We start from the raw sequence: 16,895 nt of genomic DNA, 5'->3' as shown, positions 1-16,895 counted from the left end.
TCAATCGATTCCGCCCGTCAGGGTCGTCTGCTCAGCATAGTCGAGGTGTTTGACGAGCTGCGCACGCAGCCGGGCACGCACCTCGGCAAATTCAATCGGGCCTGTATGGTCACGCAACTGGGTCATCGCCAGCCCCGCGTATCCACAGGGGTTAATCCGTCGAAACGGTTCCAGGTCCATGTCCACATTCAGGGCCAGGCCATGGAAAGAGCAGCCATTGCGGATCCGCAGGCCCAATGAGGCGATTTTCGCGCCATTCACATAAACCCCCGGCGCATCGGGCTTGGCCTCGGCACTGACGCCATAACTGGCGAGCAGCTCGATCAGGCAGCGCTCCATCCGGCTGACCAGTTCGCGGACCCCAAAGCCCAGACGCCGCACGTCCAGCATCAGGTAAGCGACCAACTGGCCAGGCCCGTGATACGTCACCTGGCCGCCGCGATCCGATTTGACCACCGGAATATCACCCGGTAACAGCAAATGCTCGGCCTTGCCGGCCTGCCCCTGGGTAAATACCGGCGGATGCTCCACCAGCCAGATTTCGTCTTGCGTCTCGGGCCGGTCTTTGCGCTGGTCGGTGAAACGTTGCATCGCCTGCCATGTGGGCTCGTAGTCCAGCAACGACAACTCGCGAAAACCCAGGGCCCGCGACATCACAACACCATGTGAACGAAGCCGGTGGCCCGCAGTTCGCTGTTGATGTTGTACAGCTGGTCTTGATCCGTGGCCACAATGTGCAACTGGATGGTGGTGTACTTGCCGTTGGTGCTCTGGCGCTCGTCAACACGATCATCGTTGATCGTCGCGTGTTTTTTCACGATCACGAGGATTTTGTCCTTGTTGCCCACACCGGTGTCACTGATCACCTTAATCGGGTAATCGGTTTGAGGAAATTCGATCTTTGGCGCCTTTACTTCGTTATCGCTCATGGCGTATTGGCCTCGTAAGCCCGGAACTACAGACATGACCCCGCGCGGGGTAAGCGCAGGGTCACACAGGTGGGTGCAATCAGTTGAACAACCCGTAGAAGAATAGACGGATGCTATCCCACACGCGGCGGAAAATGCCACCTTCCTCAACCGGCTCAAGTGCGATCAAGTCCGCACTGTGAACAACTTTATCGTCGAGTTTGACTTCAACCTTACCGATCACGTCACCTTTGGCGATAGGCGCCATCAGTTGCGGGTTCATGGTCATGCTCGCGGCCAGCTTTTTCAATTGGCCTTTAGGCAGGGTCAGGGTCAGGTCGTTGGCCAGACCGGCTTTGACCTGGCTGGTGGTGCCTTTCCAGACGGGAGCTTGCGCCAGCTCGGTGCCTTTTTGATAGAAGGTCTGGGTTTCGAAGAAGCGGAAACCGTAGGTCAGCAGTTTTTGCGTTTCGGCCGCACGGGCCGCTTCGCTGTTGGTGCCAAACACCACGGCAATCAAACGCATGCCGTCACGTACTGCCGAAGACACCATGCAGTAGCCCGCTTCGTCGGTGTGACCGGTTTTCAGGCCGTCAACCGTCTTGTCGCGCCACAGCAACAGGTTGCGGTTAGGCTGCTTGATGCCATTCCAGAAGAACTCTTTCTGCGAGTAGATCGCGTAGTGAGTGGGGTCTTCGTGGATGATCGCGCGGGCCAGCAGCGACATGTCATGCGCCGACGAATAGTGCTCAGGGTTTGGCAGACCGGTCGGGTTCATGAAGTGGCTATTGGTCATGCCCAGCTCGGCGGCGGTCTTGTTCATCAGGTCCGCGAACGCATCTTCACTGCCGGCAATGTGTTCAGCCAATGCAACACTGGCGTCGTTACCCGACTGAATGATGATCCCGTGCAGCAGATCGCTGACCGACACTTGGGAGCCGACCTTGATGAACATGCGCGAACCACCGGTGCGCCAGGCGTTCTCGCTGACGGTGACCGGGTCGTTCTCACCGATCTGGCCACGACGGATTTCCAGCGTCGCAATGTACGCGGTCATCAGTTTGGTCAGGCTGGCTGGGGGCAGGCGCTGGTCGCCATTGTTCTCAACCAGCACGTTGCCACTATTGGCATCCATCAGCACGTAGGATTTGGCGGCAAGCTGTGGCGGCGACGGCATCATTTCGGCTGCCCAGGCGGCAGGCGTAATGATCAGCGGGACAAGCAGGCACAGGCGTTTGGCAAAGGTGGTGATGTTCATCCGTCTCTCGAAATTGTTGATGGAAACTTACCCTCGCGGGCAAAACTGTTCTGACAGCCCTGTTATAGAGGCTGTCGCGTATTCAGTTGCAGGCACCCCCTCGCAGGGCTTTTGTTCTTTGTCGCTGCAACTGCGTTTGAGCCCCAAACCTTCAGGGCCCAACGCGTTAATCAGTGTTACTGATCCGATGTCACAACGCTTGGCTGGCCCAGATTGGCCAGTCTCACGCTGTTTTGCGCTTGCTGTACTTCGCCGGCCGAGGCAATCGGCCCCAGCCGCACACGGTGCAAGGTCTGCTGATTGCGCACAATCGAGCTGATAAATACGGGGGCACTGACCATGCCACTGAGCTTGGAACGAAGCAACTCTGCAGCATCCGGGTTGGCAAAGGCGCCGACCTGCAAGTACGTGCCCTGACCGCCAGCCATACGCGGCACTGGCACGACATCAGTAGCGTGCTGCTGCGCAGGCGGCGTCCATTGCTCCACCTTGCCGGTGGCGATGGTAGGGCCCGGCGCATTCTGGGCCATTTTCGGCTCATTGAGCATCAACGGCGCAGGTCGACCGCGCTGCGCCCACCATTGTTGCGGGTCGATGCCTTCCACCTTGACGCGCGCCGTTCCGGTTTCGGCATAACCGAGCTTTTTGGCCGCTGCGTAGGACAAGTCGATGATACGGTCCGAATAGAACGGGCCACGGTCATTAACCCGCAGCACCACGGCTTTACCGTTGTCCAGATTGGTCACTTTGACGTAGCTGGGCAGCGGCAAGGTTTTGTGCGCTGCGCTCATGCCGTACAGGTCATACACCTCGCCATTGGCGGTGTTCTGACCGTGAAACTTGGTGCCGTACCAGGACGCCGTGCCCGAGGCCACGTATGTCTTGGATTCTTGCATCGGGAAATAGGTTTTACCCAGCACGGTATACGGGTTGGCCTTGTACGGTCCGGTGTGCAGGGTTGGCGTCGCGTCCGGGATACGCGAGACGTCTACGTCCCACCACGGTGCGCCGTCCTTGTGCGCCCGGTTGATATCCAGACCGGGGGTGGCGCGCACCACAGGGGCCGACTTTTGCTGCGGCGCGGTAGAGCGACTGCTGGAACAACTCACCACCAGCAACGCGACGGCGGCGCAGGCAGCGACTTTCAAGGGTGTACGGATCGCTAGAAACGGCATTACTTGTTGCCCCGTGCTTGAACCAGCAGGTCGGACAGTTGGTGCACTGCCATGGCGTACATCACGCTACGGTTGTAACGCGTAATCGCATAAAAATTCTTCAGGCCCATCCAGTATTCAGGGCCGTTATCGCCTTCGAGACGGAAAGCGGTGACCGGCATGTCGTCACGCAGCGCATCATGACTCGACCACCCCAGCGCTCGCAACTCCCCGACTGTTTTCACAGGCTCAATACCCTGGGTCAGGCCTTGGTCTGCGCTATCACCCTGGACATCGGCGCGAATCACCACCGGCTCCCCCGCGACCCAACCATGGCGCTTGAAGTAGCTGGCCACACTGCCAATGGCGTCGTCCGGGTTGCTCCAGATATTAATGTGGCCGTCGTTATCAAAGTCCACGGCATAGGCGCGGAAGCTGCTCGGCATAAACTGCGGCAAACCCATTGCTCCGGCGTACGAACCTTTGAGGGTCAGCGGATCAACCTGTTCCTCGCGGGCCAGCAGCAAAAATTCGCGCAGCTCTTTGCGGAAGAACTCAGCACGCGGCGGGTAATCGAAGCCCAGCGTCGACAACGCGTCGATCACCCGGTAGCTGCCCGTGTTGCGGCCGTAGAAGGTTTCAACGCCGATAATCGACACAATCACTTGCGCCGGTACGCCATATTCCTGCTCGGCGCGGGCCAGCGCGGCTTCGTGCTCACGCCAAAAATCGACACCACGTGCCACGCGGGCATCCGAAATGAAGATCGGGCGGTATTCCTTCCACTGTTTGACGCGCTCGGCCGGGCGCGAAATGGCGTCCAGGATGCTCTGCTTGCGCTGAGCCTCACGGAATACGTCCATCAGCTGTTCACCGGCGAACCCGTAATCGCGGGTCATCTCACCGACAAATTCAGCCACTTGGGGCGAGCCTTCATAGTCGCCGGCCACTGCGCTTTGCGCCGCCCCGAACAGACCCAACAGGCCTACCCAGGACGCGTATCGAGCAGCCCAGCCACGCATTACTTGCATTGAATTCTTCACCTTAATCAAACTTGCGCGATCCACTTGCGATGTGTGTGGATCGACATCAAAACCCCAAACGCTGACAGCAGCGTCACGAGCGAAGTTCCGCCGTAGCTAATGAACGGCAATGGCACGCCCACCACCGGCAACAGGCCACTGACCATACCGATGTTGACGAAAACATAAACAAAAAACGTCATGGTCAGGCTGCCCGCCAGCAATTTACCGAACAGCGTCTGCGCCTGGGCCGTAATCACCAGGCCGCGACCGATCAACAACAGGTAAATCAGCAGCAAGGCACAAATGCCCACCAAGCCGAACTCTTCGCCCATGACCGCGATAATGAAGTCGGTGTGGCTTTCGGGCAGGAAGTCCAGGTGCGACTGGGTGCCCAGCAACCAGCCTTTGCCAAACACGCCGCCTGAGCCGATGGCGGCCTTGGATTGAATGATGTTCCAGCCGGTGCCCAGCGGATCGCTTTCAGGGTCCAGGAAGGTCAATACGCGCTGCTTCTGGTAGTCGTGCATCACGAAAAACCACATGGCCACAGCGACCGGGACCGTGGCCGCCAGCACGCTGAGAATCCAGCGCCAGCGCAGGCCGCCCATGAACAGTACAAACGCGCCGCCGGCCAGTACCAGCAGCGCAGTGCCGAGGTCGGGCTGACGCACAATCAGCGCAAAGGGCACGCCAATCAGCATGAGGCTGATTGCCACGTGTTTGAGTTGGGGCGGCAGCGTGCGCTTGGAGAGGTACCAGGCGATGGTCGCTGGCATCAGGATCTTCATGAACTCCGAAGGCTGGAAGCGGATCACCCCCGGAATGTTGATCCAGCGCGTAGCGCCCATGGCGTTGTGGCCCATGACGTCCACCACCACCAGCAACAACACGCCGATCAGGTAGCCAATCGGCACCCAGCGTGCCATGAAGCGGGGCTCAAGCTGAGCAATGATGAACATTGACACCAGGCCGATACCAAACGAAGTGGCCTGCTTGCTCAGCAGGTCCCAACTCTTGCCGCTGGCGGAGTACAGAACAAACAGACTGCCGGCCGCCAGGGTCAACAGCAAAATCAGCAGCGGGCCATCAATGTGCAAACGCTGCAACAGCGAGGCACGTCGACGCATCACATCCTCACTGGAGAGCATGCGATCAAAATTACTCATCACGGGCCGTAACCTCCGCCTTTGAAGGGCTGGCGTACTCAGGTTTGAGCTTGCCTTCTGCATCCAGCAACCAGGCATCCATGACCTTGCGCACGACCGGCGACGCGACGCGGCTGCCCGCCTCACCGTTTTCAATCATGACCGAGACCGCAATCTGCGGGTTGTCAGCCGGGGCAAAGCCTACGAACAACGCGTGGTCGCGATGGCGCTCCTGAACTTTGGAACGGTCATATTTTTCGCCCTGCTTGATCGCCACCACCTGCGCCGTACCACTCTTGCCAGCGATCAGGTATTGCGCACCAACGCCCGCCACCCGCGCCGTCCCACGTGCGCCATGCACCACTTGCTGCATGCCGTGGGTGACCTTGGCCCAGTTGGACGGGTCACGCAGCACGATGTCGGGCATCGGGTTCGGGTCAACGGGCGGTACGCCTTCAATGGTCTTGGCCAGGTGCGGACGGATCCATTTGCCCTTGCTGGCAATCAGTGCCGTGGCCTGGGCCAGTTGCAGGGGTGTGGACTGCATGTAGCCCTGGCCGATCCCCAGAATCAGGGTTTCGCCCGGGAACCATGCCTGGCGCCGCGTCGCCCGCTTCCACTCGCGGGACGGCATCAGACCGGCGGACTCTTCGAACATGTCGAGCGAGACTTTCTGGCCGATACCAAACTGATTCATGTACGACGACAGACGATCAATCCCCAGCTTGTGGGCGAGGTCATAAAAGTAGGTGTCGTTGGAACGCATGATCGCCGTGTCCAAGTCCACATAGCCATCACCGCTGCGGTTCCAGTTACGGTACTTGTGATCGTAATTGGGCAGCATGTAGTAGCCAGGGTCGTAGACCCGTGAAGCACCGGTAATCACACCGCTGTCGAGTCCGGCAATCGCCACCGCAGGCTTGATGGTCGAACCCGGCGGGTAAAGCCCGCGCAAGATGCGATTGAACAGCGGACGGTCGATCGAATCGCGCAATTCGGCATATGCCTTGAAGCTGATACCGGTGACAAACAGGTTGGGGTCGAAGCTCGGCTGACTGACCATCGCCAGGACTTCGCCGGTATTCGGATTCAACGCCACCACGGCGCCACGACGCCCGGCCAGCGCTTCCTCGGCAGCTTCCTGCAATTTGATGTCGAGGCTGAGCACGATGTCTTTGCCGGGAATCGGGTCCGTTCGCTTGAGCACGCGCAACACGCGGCCGCGGGCGTTGGTCTCGACCTCTTCGTAACCCACCTGACCGTGCAGCTCAGCTTCATAGAAGCGCTCGATGCCGGTTTTACCAATGTGATGGGTGCCGCTGTAATTCACCGGATCGAGGGTTTTAAGTTCTTTCTCGTTGATCCGCCCCATGTACCCCACCGAATGCGCAAAGTGCGCGCCCTGCGGGTAGTGACGTACCAGTTGCGCAACCACTTCAACCCCGGGCAGGCGGAACTGGTTCACGGCAATTCGGGCGATATGTTCTTCAGTGAGCTCAAACAGAATGGGCACCGGCTCGAAGGGCCTACGCCCCTGCCGCATCCGCTTTTCGAACAAGGCGCGGTCTTCCGGCGTGAGCTGCAACACCTCGACAATCACATCGAGCACTTGCTGCCAGTCACCGGAACGCTCGCGGGTCATGCTCAGGCTGAAGCTGGGCCGGTTGTCCGCGATTACCACACCGTTGCGGTCAAAAATCAGGCCGCGTGTCGGGGGGATCGGCTGCACGTGCACCCGGTTGTTTTCAGACAGGGTCGAGTGGTACTCGTACTGCACGACTTGCAAGTAGTACAGACGCGCAATCAGCGCACAAATGAGCGCCACCACCACAATTGCGCCGACCACGACGCGGCTGCGCACAAGACGTGCGTCTTTCTCGTGGTCTTTGAGGCGAATTGGCTGAGACATTCGGGACGCTGACTATTTGTGATAAGGGTGCCCGGACAAAACCGTCCAGGCGCGATACAACTGCTCACCAATCAGAATCCTTACCAACGGGTGCGGCAACGTCAACGGCGACAGCGACCAGCGCTGATCGGCACGTGCACAGACTTCCGGCGCCAGCCCTTCGGGGCCGCCGACCATAAAGTTCACGGTGCGCGAGTCCAGGCGCCAGCGGTCCAGTTCGACCGCCAGCTGCTCGGTGCTCCAGGGTTTGCCATGCACTTCCAGCGTGACAATGCGCTCCCCCGGACCGACCTTGGCCAGCATGGCCTCGCCTTCCTGACGGATGAAGCGGGCCACGTCGGCATTCTTGCCGCGGGTATTGAGCGGTATTTCTACCAGTTCAAGGGCCAGCTCGGATGGCAGACGCTTGGCATACTCATGCCAGCCTTCTTCCACCCATTTAGGCATACGCGAACCGACAGCGATCAAACGCAGGCGCACAGCTAACCCTTACTCTTGGTCTTTGTTGAGCTTGAGGAAATGCTCGTGGGTGTTTTCCGGGCTGTGGTGAGCAGCGCTGCCTGCACGGCTTTGTTCCGCACCGGCCCACAGACGCTCCAGGTCGTAGAACTGACGTGCACTGGCGGTCATCATGTGAACGATCACGTCGTCCATGTCCAGCAGAACCCAGTCGCTGTCGCCCTTGCCTTCTTCGCCCAACGGTTTGACACCCAGTGCCTTGACCGCTTCGCGAACCTTGTCCAGCATCGCGCCGATCTGACGGTTCGACGTACCGGTGGCAATGATCATGAAGTCGGTGATGCTGTGCTTGTCGCGCACGTCGATCACTTGAATGTCCTGAGCCTTGACGTCTTCCAGAGCCGTCACGGCCACTTTGACCAGTTCTTCGCCTTTCAGGATTTCAGTCGGCTGGGCTTTTTCAGGCAGGGGTGCGCTCTTGAACGTGCCTTTGCGCTTAACTTTGCTTACATCTTTGTTGGTCATATAAAACTCGTTTTGCTCGTATGTTCGGGTGTTTCAATACACGTCAAATCGCGCCTTGAAACACGCCTTTTCAGTTCGACGCACGGTACAGTCCGTGCGCATCGATGTAGGCCAGGACCGCGTCGGGCACCAGATAACGTACCGACTTACCGCTGGCCAGCAGTTGACGGATCTGGGTGGCGGATACCGCGAGCGGTGTCTGCCAGACGAATGCAATCTGTCCGCTCGGCCCTTTCAAGGCCAGCGGGTCGCTTACCGAGCGCGCTGCCAGCAGGTTGCGCAAGGCATCCGGCGGTTCGCTGTCGGCATCCGGGCGCTGAAGCACCAGGATATGGCAATGCTGGAGCAACTCTTCCCAGCGGTGCCATGTGGGCAGGCCGCAAAACGCGTCCCAACCCAGCAATAAAAACAACTGGTCATCAGCGGCCAGTTCGGCGCGCATCAGTTCCAGGGTGTCAATGGTGTAGGACGGCTTGTCCCGTTGCAGTTCCCGGGCGTCTACCACCAGCGTAGCCACTCCTTCAACCGCGCACTGGACCATCGCCAGACGATCATGCGCCGACACCTGTGGCGTGTCGCGATGGGGCGGCCGGGCGTTGGGTGTCAGACGCAGCTCATCGAGTTCCATCATCTCGGCGACTTCCAGCGCGCCGCGCAAATGCCCGATGTGCACCGGATCGAAGGTTCCACCCAGGACGCCTATGCGCCGGGGTAACGCGTCGTTCTTCGCTGCGTGCGCGGACGCTTCAAGGTCGATCAAATCACACCGGCTCCTGACCGCGCAGTTGTCCGTCACCGACCACAATGTACTTCTCGCAGGTCAGACCTTCGAGACCCACCGGGCCGCGGGCGTGCAGCTTATCAGTAGAAATGCCAATCTCCGCACCCAATCCGTATTCAAATCCATCCGCGAAGCAGGTCGGGGTGTTGAGCATCACCGAACTGGAGTCCACTTCAGCCATGAAACGCCGGGCGTCGCCTTGATGTTCGGTGACGATCGAGTCGGTGTGATGGGAGCCATAGTGGTTGATGTGTTCAATCGCCGCGTCCAGCCCGTCGACCACGCGGATCGACAACTTCGCGTCCAGATATTCGGTGTGCCAGTCGTCTTCTGTGGCCGGCGCAACGTCAATCAGCGCCTGGGTGCGCTCGCAACCACGCAGTTCGACGCCCTTGGCGCGAAATTGCTCAGCCATCGCGGGCAGAAATTCGGCCGCAACGGCTTGATCCACCAGCAGTGTTTCCATCGCCCCGCAAATGCCGTAGCGGTACGTTTTGGCGTTGAACGCAATACGTTGCGCCTTTGGCAGGTCGGCATGGGCGCTGACATACACATGGCAAATGCCGTCCAGATGCTTGATGACCGGCACCCGTGCATCACGGCTGACTCGCTCGATCAGGCCTTTGCCGCCACGGGGCACGATCACGTCCACGTATTCAGGCATGGTAATCAAGGCACCAACCGCTGCGCGATCGGTCACTTCAACGACTTGCACCACCGCCGGCGGCAGACCGGCCTCGGCCAGACCTCGCTGGATACAGGCTGCAATGGCCCGATTGGAGTGAATCGCCTCGGAGCCTCCGCGCAGAATGGTGGCATTGCCGGATTTCAGGCACAGGCTCGCGGCGTCGATGGTCACATTGGGGCGCGACTCATAAATGATACCGACCACGCCCAACGGCACGCGCATCTTGCCCACCTGAATACCCGAAGGGCGGTAGCTCATGTCACGAATGGCGCCGACCGGGTCCGGCAGGCTGGCCACCTGGCGCAGACCGACGATCATGCCGTCGATGCGCGCAGGGGTCAGCGCCAGGCGCTCCAGCATGGCAGGCTCAAGACCATTGGCCCGACCCGCCGCCAGATCCTGCTCATTGGCGGCAGTCAGTTCCGGTCGCGCAGCGTCCAGGGCAGCGGCAGCCGCCAGCAAGGCACGGTTTTTTTGCCCGGTGCTGGCTCGGCCAATCACACGGGAAGCTTCACGGGCAGCGCGACCCAGGCGGGTCATGTAGTCAAGAACGGACTCAGTCATGGTCTCAATGGTCTTGGCAGAGAGGAAAGCGGCCGATTATAGCGATCATGCTGCCTTACGCACAGCGGTGGCAGGCGGATGGTCGAAATGGACCACAAATACACAGTGTTCAGCGCGAATTAAGCAGGTCTTGCTATGATCTGCGCCCTTTTAGCCACTGATGTGATAGCCCTGAAGATGCCAAACGTGCTGCCGGATTCCTTTTTCGACCGAGATGCTCAACGTGTTGCCCGCGAACTCTTGGGCAAGGTCATCCGCCACCGGGTCAACGGCCTGTGGCTCAGTGCGCGCATTATCGAAACCGAAGCGTATTACTGCGTCGACAAAGGCAGCCATGCCTCGCTGGGCTACACCGAAAAGCGCAAGGCGCTGTTTCTCGATGGCGGGCACATTTATATGTACTACGCTCGCGGCGGCGATTCCTTGAACTTCAGTGCCCACGGCCCGGGCAATGCGGTATTGATCAAATCGGCTTACCCATGGGTCGACGACTTATCAGGCCCGGACAGTCTGGCGCTCATGCAGCGCAACAACCCCGATACTCAAGGTCGACCGCGCCCCGACCAAAAGCTCTGCGCCGGGCAAACCCTGCTGTGCAAGGCGCTGGGCCTGAAAGTGCCTGAATGGGATGCAAAATGTTTCGACCCCGAACGTTTACGGGTCGATGACGTCGCACAACAACCCTCGCATGTGATTCAAACCACGCGCCTGGGCATCCCCCACGGGCGGGATGAACACCTGATGTACCGCTTTGTCGACGCTGACTACGCTGCGTATTGCACGCGCAACCCGTTGAGGCGCGGCCAGGTTGAAGGCAAGGACTACGTGATCCTGGATCACGCGTAATTGCCACTGCTTAAAAGACTTAACCGACGATCAAAAGGAAATTGAAACATGGGCCCATGGCTCGATAGCGTAACTGGCTGGCTAACAGCCAACCCGCAGTGGCTGGGCCTCGCGGTATTTATTGTGGCGTGCGTTGAATGCCTGGCCATTGCCGGGATTATTGTGCCGGGCACCGTGCTGTTGTTTGCAATCGCCGTTATGGCGGGCAGCGGCGCCTTGTCCCTGGGCGAAACGTTATTGCTCGGCTTTCTCGGCGGCTTGCTGGGAGATGTTGCCTCATACGCGCTGGGCAGACGCTTCCATCAGAATATTCGGCGCCTGCCGCTGCTGCGCACTCACCCCGAGTGGATGAACGGCGCCGAAGGTTACTTTCACAAGTACGGCATCGTCAGTTTGCTGGTGGGGCGCTTCATCGGCCCGCTACGCCCCATGTTGCCGATGGTGGCAGGCATGTGCGACATGCCCATCCCGCGGTTTATCGGCGTCAGCCTGCTGGCCGGCATTGGCTGGTCGGTGGCGTACCTGCTGCCCGGCTGGGCGACCGGGGCCGCCATCCGCTTGCCATTGCCTGACGGCTTCTGGCCACAAGCGGCGATAGTCGCGGTCGGGCTGGCGGCCTTGTTGGGGTTGAGCATCAACGCCAGCATTCGGCGTCAATCCAGGGCCACCTTGCTGATCGGTGCTCTGAGCCTGACGCTTCTGTTGGCGTTGTTCGCTGGCTACCCGTACATGACAGCGCTGGATCAGGGCATTTCTGCGCTGGTGCAGGAACATCGCAGCAGCACCATGGACATGGCCGCCGTGCTGGTGACGCAAATCGGCAACTTCCGCACCCAGTTTCTGGCGGCGGCACTGGTGTGCATCATCCTGTTGCTGACCCGGCAATGGCGCGCGATGTTTTTCTTCGGCGGGGTGACGTTATTCACAGCGCTGGCCAATACCGCCACCAAGCTGTTTTTCGCCCGGGTTCGCCCTGACGTACTGGTTGATCCGCTGACCAGCTACAGCATGCCCAGCGGCCACAGCTCGGGCGCGTTTGCGTTCTTTGTGGCGTTGGCGATTCTTGCCGGGCGCGAGCAACCGCAGCGTATGCGTATCACGTGGGTATTGCTGGGATGCCTGCTGGCGATCACCGTCGCCATGTCGCGGGTGTACCTCGGCGCTCACTGGCCAACAGACATCATGGCCGGTGCGTTGTTGGCAATCACGGTCAATGCCTTCGGTCTGGCCCTGTGTCAACGCTACATGCCATTAAGCCCCGTACCGCAGAAAGTCTGGTGGCTGATCCTGCCCGCCAGCATGGCGTTGTATGGCTTTTTTATGTTGGCGCACATGTCCAAAGAGCTGCTGCGCTACGCGTATTGACAGCTGAAACGCAGGGCGGGGATCAATTCAAGGTTTCGCCTTGATACTCGCCCTGCATTTCGTCCAGCAACACCTGAATACCGTCCAGACGCTGCTGCGGATCATCGACTTGCAGCAGTTCAAGCTTGTCTTCCTCGGCAAAAGGCAGCAAGTAGGCCAGTTGATTGGCCAGCGATTGCTGCCCCACAACGTCAGGGTTCATGTTCAGCGCCGCCACCATGGGGTGCTCGGCCAACGCTTTGAGCAGCGCCAGCAAGTCTTGGTCTTCGTCCGCCAGGGGTTGTTCGGGGATCTCGTCCAGCCATTCAACGTCGGCCTGTAATAACTGGTCGCGCTGCAGGTCCATGCTCAGAATTTCAAAGCGGCGCCCGCCTTCGACCCGTATGCCCAGCAGGCCGTTCTCCTGCTGTTGAAAATCGCGGATGAGCGCTTCGCACCCGATGAGTGCAATGTCTTCGGGAGCATCGCCCACTTCACTACCCTCCAGAATGCACACCACCCCAAAGCCGCTCCCCTGCTTCATACAACGGCTAATCATGTCGAGGTAGCGCGCCTCAAAAATTTGCAGATCCAGTACACACCCGGGAAACAGCACAGTCTTGAGAGGAAACAACGGCAATGTCATGTCTACGTCCTTACACCATGAGGCTGACGGCCAACGGTAGAAATACCGCCGTGCCCACACCCATTAAACTCATCGCCAACGCCGCGAAGGCGCCGCACTCTTCACCTTCCTGCAAGGCCACTGACGTCCCGACTGCGTGAGCCGTCATGCCCAGCGCCATGCCCCGCGCTTCAGCGCTGTGAACATGCAGCAGGCTAAGCAAGCCCGGCCCGGCAATCGCGCCAATGACCCCGGTAATCAGCACAAACACCGCCGCCAGTGCTGCGACACCGCCGATTTGCTCCGCCACCAGCATGGCAATCGGCGAGGTCACCGACTTGGGCGCCAGCGTCATCAGCACCATGTGCTCGGTGCCGAACCACCAGCCCAACACCACCACGAGACCGGTGGCAAACACACCCCCAATCACCAGCGTAGTAAAGATGGGCCAGAACAGTTGCCGGATTCTTCGCAGGTTCAAGTACAGCGGCACGGCCAGCGCCACAGTGGCCGGCCCCAGCAGGATGCTCAGAATATCGGTGCTTTTGCGGTATTCGTCGTAGCTCAGGCCACAACTGAGCAGCACACCGATAACCAGCAGCATCGAAGCCAATACCGGTTGCAGGAAAATCCAGCGGGTTTTCTCAAAAGCCGCCAGCACCATCTGATAGGCACCCAGGGTAATGCCAATGCCGAACAGCGGATGATGGATCACAGCCTGCCATGCGCCTTGCCATTCCAAGGTCATGGCCGCTCCTCCGGCGCTTGATGACGCTTGAGCAAACGCTGCATCAGCACACCCACGAACGCCATCGACAACAGCAGCGACAGCACCAGCGCGCCAACAATCGCCCAAAAATCGGCAGCAATATCACTGGCGTAAACCATCACGCCCACCGCCGGTGGCACCAGCAGCAACGGGAGATAGCGCAACAGACCGCTGGCCGCCTGACTCAAGGGCTCGCTGACTTCACCGCGCACGATCAGAAAGACCAAAAGCAGCAACAACCCGATGATCGGGCCGGGCAGCACAGGGATGAACAAGTGATTGAGGGCAGTGCCGAGCAATTGAAACAGCACCAGCCAGGTCAGGCCGCGTAACAACATCTCTCATCTCCAGCGATCTTTTTTTGCGCCGCATTATAAGCACGCTCACCACAGCCTGGCTTGGCTAAAGGCAGGGGCCTTCGGGAATATCACAGGATGTTTCATGTCGCCCTATAGAGCGGCTTCCATTGCTGCGGCATACTCGCAGGCCTAACTTTTCGGATCCTGCCATGCGCCCATTTGTACCCCTTGCTCTGACGTTGCTGCTGACGGCCTGCGGTGACGGCGAATCGCTGTTGCCCCCGGACGCTCGCCTGCCTGATGGCGGGCGCTACCGCGGCGAAGTGGTCAATGGTCTGTTGCAGGGCCAAGGCCGCATCGACTACCCGAACGGCAATTGGTACGCGGGGGAATTCAGCAATGGGGTGTTTCAGGGCCAGGGCGAATGGCACGCCAGCAATGGGGACGTGTACCGCGGCAAATTCGAGGGTGGCCTGTACAACGGACAAGGCAGCCTGACCACCCACGACAGCGACTACGTCGGCGGCTTCAAACAAGGCCGCCGCGAAGGTGAAGGCACCCTCAAACAAGGCGGCATGAGCTATCGCGGCGACTTCAAAGATGACCAGTTTTCCGGCTTCGGCCACCTGGAACTGGAGGATGGCAGCGAGTATCAGGGCCAGTTTGCCCACGGCAAACCCCATGGCGAAGGCAAGCGCAGCGATGCCAGCGGCAACGAATTCACCGGCACCTTTGTCAATGGCCAGCTCGAAGGCAATGGCATTTTTAATAGTGCCGAAGGGGATCAATACGAAGGCGAGTTCAAGGACAACCAGCTCAACGGCAAGGGCCGCTTCGAAAACGCTGACGGCGACGTGTGGATCGGTGAGTTCAAGGACGGCGCGCTGACCGGCAAAGGCGAGTTCATCGGCGTTGATGGCAGCCACTACCGCGGCCAATTCAACGAATGGCGCTTCAATGGTCCCGGCCAGCTCAACATGGCCGATGGCAGCCGCTATGTCGGTGATTTCGCCAATGACACGTATCAGGGCTATGGCACCCTGACGCTGAGCGACGGCTCGGTCGAGAAAGGCTACTGGATCAACGGGCTGCGCGTGCGCGACGAAAAAGGCGAGCTGCTGCCGGACCCGCTTGAACTGGGCCTGCTCAATCAGGGCAAGTTGCTTGACCAGGCCCTCAAAGCGGTTCCACACACCACCCCGGCGGTAGAGCTGTACAGCCTGGTGCTGGGCGGCGACGGCAAGCAAAGCGTCTTTCTGCGTGAAGCCGATTACGTCAGCGACATGCTCACCAGCCGTTTCGGCAGCCGCGGCAACATCAGCCTGGTCAACCATCGCGACCACTTGATGGATCGCCCCATGGCCACCCGTGAAAACCTGCACCGTGCCGCCAAGACCCTGGCCGAGCGCACGGGCCCGGAAGACTTGGTGTTCATCTACCTGACCAGCCACGGCACCCACGATCACGAACTGGTGCTCGACCAGCCGCGCCTTGAACTGGCAGACCTGCCCGCCGAGGAGTTGGCCGCCGCGCTTGCCCCGTTGAAGCATCGCGACAAGATCATTGTGATTTCTGCCTGCTACTCGGGCGGATTCATACCGGCGCTCAAGGATGAAAAAACCTTGATCATGACCGCTTCCGACGCTGACAAGGTTTCGTTTGGCTGCTCGGAAGAAGCCGACTTCACCTACTTCGGCAACGCCCTGTTCGCTCAGGCCCTGAACCAGACCGACGACCTGCAGCAAGCGTTCACACTGGCCAAGCAATACGTGGCCGAGCGCGAACAGGCCGACAATTTCGATGCATCCGCACCTCAAATCTGGGCACCGAAAGGCGTCCTGAACCACTGGCAGCGCCTGCGTGAGCAACAAGCGCGGCAAGCGTTGTATTAATCCGATGGAACAGCATGGACGCCCAGAGTGACTAAGCTGAATGTATCAAGGGAGATTTCGCATGTACCTGACGCCTCAGCACATCCTGATAGCGGGTGCCTCCGGCCTGACCGGTGAACATTTACTCGACCGTGTGCTCAACGAACCTACGGTAGTACGCGTACTCGCCCCCTCGCGCAAACCGCTGGCCGCCCACCCGCGCCTTGAGAACCCGGTCGGCGAACCCGAAGCCTTTTTGCCCCTGCTCAGTGGCGAGGTCGAGGTGGCGTTCTGTTGCCTGGGGACCACCATCAAGCAGGCTGGCTCCGAAGAAGCCTTTCGCGCCGTGGATCACGACATGGTCGTGGCTTTTGGCAAACGCGCGCGTGAAATGGGCGCCAGGCATTTGATCGTCATCAGTGCAATTGGCGCAGACCCGGAGTCGTCCATTTTCTACAACCGGGTCAAAGGTGAGATGGAGCAATCCTTGCGCGCGCAGGGATGGCCTCAACTGACCATTGCCCGCCCATCGCTGCTCATCGGCGAACGCCTGGACGAACGGCCAGCAGAGAAAATTGCAGGTTTGTTCTCAAAACTGATCCCGGGCAAGTATCACGGCATTGAAGCCTGTGACCTGGCCCGGGCGCTGTGGCGCCTGGCGCTCGAAGAGCAGAAGGACGTGCGGGTGGTTGAATCCGACGAACTGAGAAAGCTGGGCAAGTAAT

The 16,895-nt window shown here is 59.7% G+C and carries 18 protein-coding genes; 4 read left to right on the top strand and 14 right to left on the bottom strand.

Features of this window, described 5'->3' with window-relative positions; all coding sequences use genetic code 11:
* The 11 genes from lipB to HBN68_RS10370 form a co-directional block, all read right to left on the bottom strand.
* The gene (lipB, locus tag HBN68_RS10420; protein ID WP_169963969.1) at positions 1-654 is read right to left on the bottom strand and encodes a lipoyl(octanoyl) transferase LipB; all 654 of its coding nucleotides are present in this window, start codon (positions 652-654) and stop codon (positions 1-3) included.
* Positions 654-929 (bottom strand): DUF493 domain-containing protein, encoded by a 276-nt coding sequence (locus HBN68_RS10415; protein ID WP_094992167.1) that lies wholly within the window; start codon positions 927-929, stop codon positions 654-656. The genes lipB and HBN68_RS10415 overlap by 1 nt, the downstream gene beginning before the upstream one ends.
* Before the next feature lie 79 nt (positions 930-1,008).
* The gene (locus HBN68_RS10410) at positions 1,009-2,166 is read right to left on the bottom strand and encodes a D-alanyl-D-alanine carboxypeptidase family protein (RefSeq protein WP_094992166.1); all 1,158 of its coding nucleotides are present in this window, start codon (positions 2,164-2,166) and stop codon (positions 1,009-1,011) included.
* Positions 2,167-2,342: 176 nt separating this feature from the next.
* Positions 2,343-3,341, bottom strand: a complete 999-nt coding sequence (locus HBN68_RS10405) for a septal ring lytic transglycosylase RlpA family protein (protein WP_094992165.1) — start codon at positions 3,339-3,341, stop codon at positions 2,343-2,345.
* A complete protein-coding gene (gene mltB / locus HBN68_RS10400; RefSeq protein ID WP_169963967.1) occupies positions 3,341-4,363 on the bottom strand; it encodes a lytic murein transglycosylase B in 1,023 nt (340 codons plus the stop codon). The genes HBN68_RS10405 and mltB overlap by 1 nt, the downstream gene beginning before the upstream one ends.
* Before the next feature lie 5 nt (positions 4,364-4,368).
* Positions 4,369-5,472 (bottom strand): rod shape-determining protein RodA, encoded by a 1,104-nt coding sequence (rodA, locus tag HBN68_RS10395; protein ID WP_047274257.1) that lies wholly within the window; start codon positions 5,470-5,472, stop codon positions 4,369-4,371.
* 31 nt (positions 5,473-5,503) lie between these two features.
* Positions 5,504-7,399, bottom strand: a complete 1,896-nt coding sequence (gene mrdA, locus HBN68_RS10390) for a penicillin-binding protein 2 (protein ID WP_169963965.1) — start codon at positions 7,397-7,399, stop codon at positions 5,504-5,506.
* A 12-nt stretch (positions 7,400-7,411) separates the two neighbouring features.
* Complete coding sequence (rlmH, locus tag HBN68_RS10385; protein WP_003444191.1) at positions 7,412-7,879, bottom strand: 23S rRNA (pseudouridine(1915)-N(3))-methyltransferase RlmH; 468 nt, start codon at positions 7,877-7,879, stop codon at positions 7,412-7,414.
* Between the two features lie 9 nt (positions 7,880-7,888).
* Complete coding sequence (rsfS, locus tag HBN68_RS10380; RefSeq protein WP_047279125.1) at positions 7,889-8,383, bottom strand: ribosome silencing factor; 495 nt, start codon at positions 8,381-8,383, stop codon at positions 7,889-7,891.
* Between the two features lie 70 nt (positions 8,384-8,453).
* On the bottom strand, positions 8,454-9,140 hold the full coding sequence (gene nadD / locus HBN68_RS10375; protein ID WP_169964090.1) for a nicotinate-nucleotide adenylyltransferase: 687 nt from the start codon (positions 9,138-9,140) through the stop codon (positions 8,454-8,456).
* Between the two features lie 4 nt (positions 9,141-9,144).
* A complete protein-coding gene (locus HBN68_RS10370; protein ID WP_094992160.1) occupies positions 9,145-10,416 on the bottom strand; it encodes a glutamate-5-semialdehyde dehydrogenase in 1,272 nt (423 codons plus the stop codon).
* A gap of 135 nt (positions 10,417-10,551) precedes the next feature.
* Between HBN68_RS10370 and HBN68_RS10365 the strand changes: the two genes are divergently transcribed.
* Together HBN68_RS10365 and HBN68_RS10360 are read left to right on the top strand one after the other, a co-directional pair.
* Positions 10,552-11,262: a DNA-3-methyladenine glycosylase gene (locus HBN68_RS10365; RefSeq protein ID WP_262373502.1), complete on the top strand. Its 711-nt coding sequence runs from the start codon at positions 10,552-10,554 to the stop codon at positions 11,260-11,262.
* Between the two features lie 48 nt (positions 11,263-11,310).
* Positions 11,311-12,627 (top strand): bifunctional DedA family/phosphatase PAP2 family protein, encoded by a 1,317-nt coding sequence (locus HBN68_RS10360; RefSeq protein WP_169963963.1) that lies wholly within the window; start codon positions 11,311-11,313, stop codon positions 12,625-12,627.
* 22 nt (positions 12,628-12,649) lie between these two features.
* Here the strand turns inward: HBN68_RS10360 and HBN68_RS10355 are convergent, their stop codons facing one another.
* From HBN68_RS10355 to HBN68_RS10345, 3 genes are read right to left on the bottom strand one after another with little or no spacing between them, the layout of a single operon-like run.
* Positions 12,650-13,252, bottom strand: coding sequence for an LON peptidase substrate-binding domain-containing protein (locus HBN68_RS10355; RefSeq protein ID WP_169963960.1), 603 nt, complete (start codon positions 13,250-13,252; stop codon positions 12,650-12,652).
* A 10-nt stretch (positions 13,253-13,262) separates the two neighbouring features.
* Positions 13,263-13,979 (bottom strand): LrgB family protein, encoded by a 717-nt coding sequence (locus HBN68_RS10350; RefSeq protein WP_094992157.1) that lies wholly within the window; start codon positions 13,977-13,979, stop codon positions 13,263-13,265.
* A complete protein-coding gene (locus tag HBN68_RS10345) occupies positions 13,976-14,338 on the bottom strand; it encodes a CidA/LrgA family protein (protein WP_094992156.1) in 363 nt (120 codons plus the stop codon). The genes HBN68_RS10350 and HBN68_RS10345 overlap by 4 nt, the downstream gene beginning before the upstream one ends.
* Positions 14,339-14,508: 170 nt before the next feature.
* Here HBN68_RS10345 and HBN68_RS10340 point away from each other — a divergent pair, with 170 nt between their 5' ends.
* Positions 14,509-16,191, top strand: a complete 1,683-nt coding sequence (locus tag HBN68_RS10340) for a C13 family peptidase (RefSeq protein ID WP_169963955.1) — start codon at positions 14,509-14,511, stop codon at positions 16,189-16,191.
* A 61-nt stretch (positions 16,192-16,252) separates the two neighbouring features.
* On the top strand, positions 16,253-16,894 hold the full coding sequence (locus HBN68_RS10335) for an oxidoreductase (RefSeq protein ID WP_094992154.1): 642 nt from the start codon (positions 16,253-16,255) through the stop codon (positions 16,892-16,894).
* Position 16,895 lies beyond the last annotated feature (1 nt).

Origin of the sequence: Pseudomonas sp. WS 5078 (assembly GCF_012985745.1) — a bacterium.
Lineage (GTDB): Bacteria > Pseudomonadota > Gammaproteobacteria > Pseudomonadales > Pseudomonadaceae > Aquipseudomonas > Aquipseudomonas lundensis_A.
The sequence above is the reverse complement of the archived record's forward strand: the minus strand, read 5'-3'. Positions and strand labels throughout refer to the sequence as shown.

What these genes read in the sequence shown, in the direction of transcription:
- lipB (WP_169963969.1), bottom strand. Translation starts at nt 654, where the DNA reads ATGTCGCGGGCCCTGGGTTTTCGCGAGTTGTCGTTGCTGGACTACGAG.
- HBN68_RS10415 (WP_094992167.1), bottom strand. Translation starts at nt 929, where the DNA reads ATGAGCGATAACGAAGTAAAGGCGCCAAAGATCGAATTTCCTCAAACC.
- HBN68_RS10410 (WP_094992166.1), bottom strand. Translation starts at nt 2,166, where the DNA reads ATGAACATCACCACCTTTGCCAAACGCCTGTGCCTGCTTGTCCCGCTG.
- HBN68_RS10405 (WP_094992165.1), bottom strand. Translation starts at nt 3,341, where the DNA reads ATGCCGTTTCTAGCGATCCGTACACCCTTGAAAGTCGCTGCCTGCGCC.
- rodA (WP_047274257.1), bottom strand. Translation starts at nt 5,472, where the DNA reads ATGCGTCGACGTGCCTCGCTGTTGCAGCGTTTGCACATTGATGGCCCG.
- mrdA (WP_169963965.1), bottom strand. Translation starts at nt 7,399, where the DNA reads ATGTCTCAGCCAATTCGCCTCAAAGACCACGAGAAAGACGCACGTCTT.
- rsfS (WP_047279125.1), bottom strand. Translation starts at nt 8,383, where the DNA reads ATGACCAACAAAGATGTAAGCAAAGTTAAGCGCAAAGGCACGTTCAAG.
- HBN68_RS10370 (WP_094992160.1), bottom strand. Translation starts at nt 10,416, where the DNA reads ATGACTGAGTCCGTTCTTGACTACATGACCCGCCTGGGTCGCGCTGCC.
- HBN68_RS10365 (WP_262373502.1), top strand. Translation starts at nt 10,552, where the DNA reads ATGATCTGCGCCCTTTTAGCCACTGATGTGATAGCCCTGAAGATGCCA.
- HBN68_RS10360 (WP_169963963.1), top strand. Translation starts at nt 11,311, where the DNA reads ATGGGCCCATGGCTCGATAGCGTAACTGGCTGGCTAACAGCCAACCCG.
- HBN68_RS10355 (WP_169963960.1), bottom strand. Translation starts at nt 13,252, where the DNA reads ATGACATTGCCGTTGTTTCCTCTCAAGACTGTGCTGTTTCCCGGGTGT.
- HBN68_RS10350 (WP_094992157.1), bottom strand. Translation starts at nt 13,979, where the DNA reads ATGACCTTGGAATGGCAAGGCGCATGGCAGGCTGTGATCCATCATCCG.
- HBN68_RS10345 (WP_094992156.1), bottom strand. Translation starts at nt 14,338, where the DNA reads ATGTTGTTACGCGGCCTGACCTGGCTGGTGCTGTTTCAATTGCTCGGC.
- HBN68_RS10340 (WP_169963955.1), top strand. Translation starts at nt 14,509, where the DNA reads ATGCGCCCATTTGTACCCCTTGCTCTGACGTTGCTGCTGACGGCCTGC.
- HBN68_RS10335 (WP_094992154.1), top strand. Translation starts at nt 16,253, where the DNA reads ATGTACCTGACGCCTCAGCACATCCTGATAGCGGGTGCCTCCGGCCTG.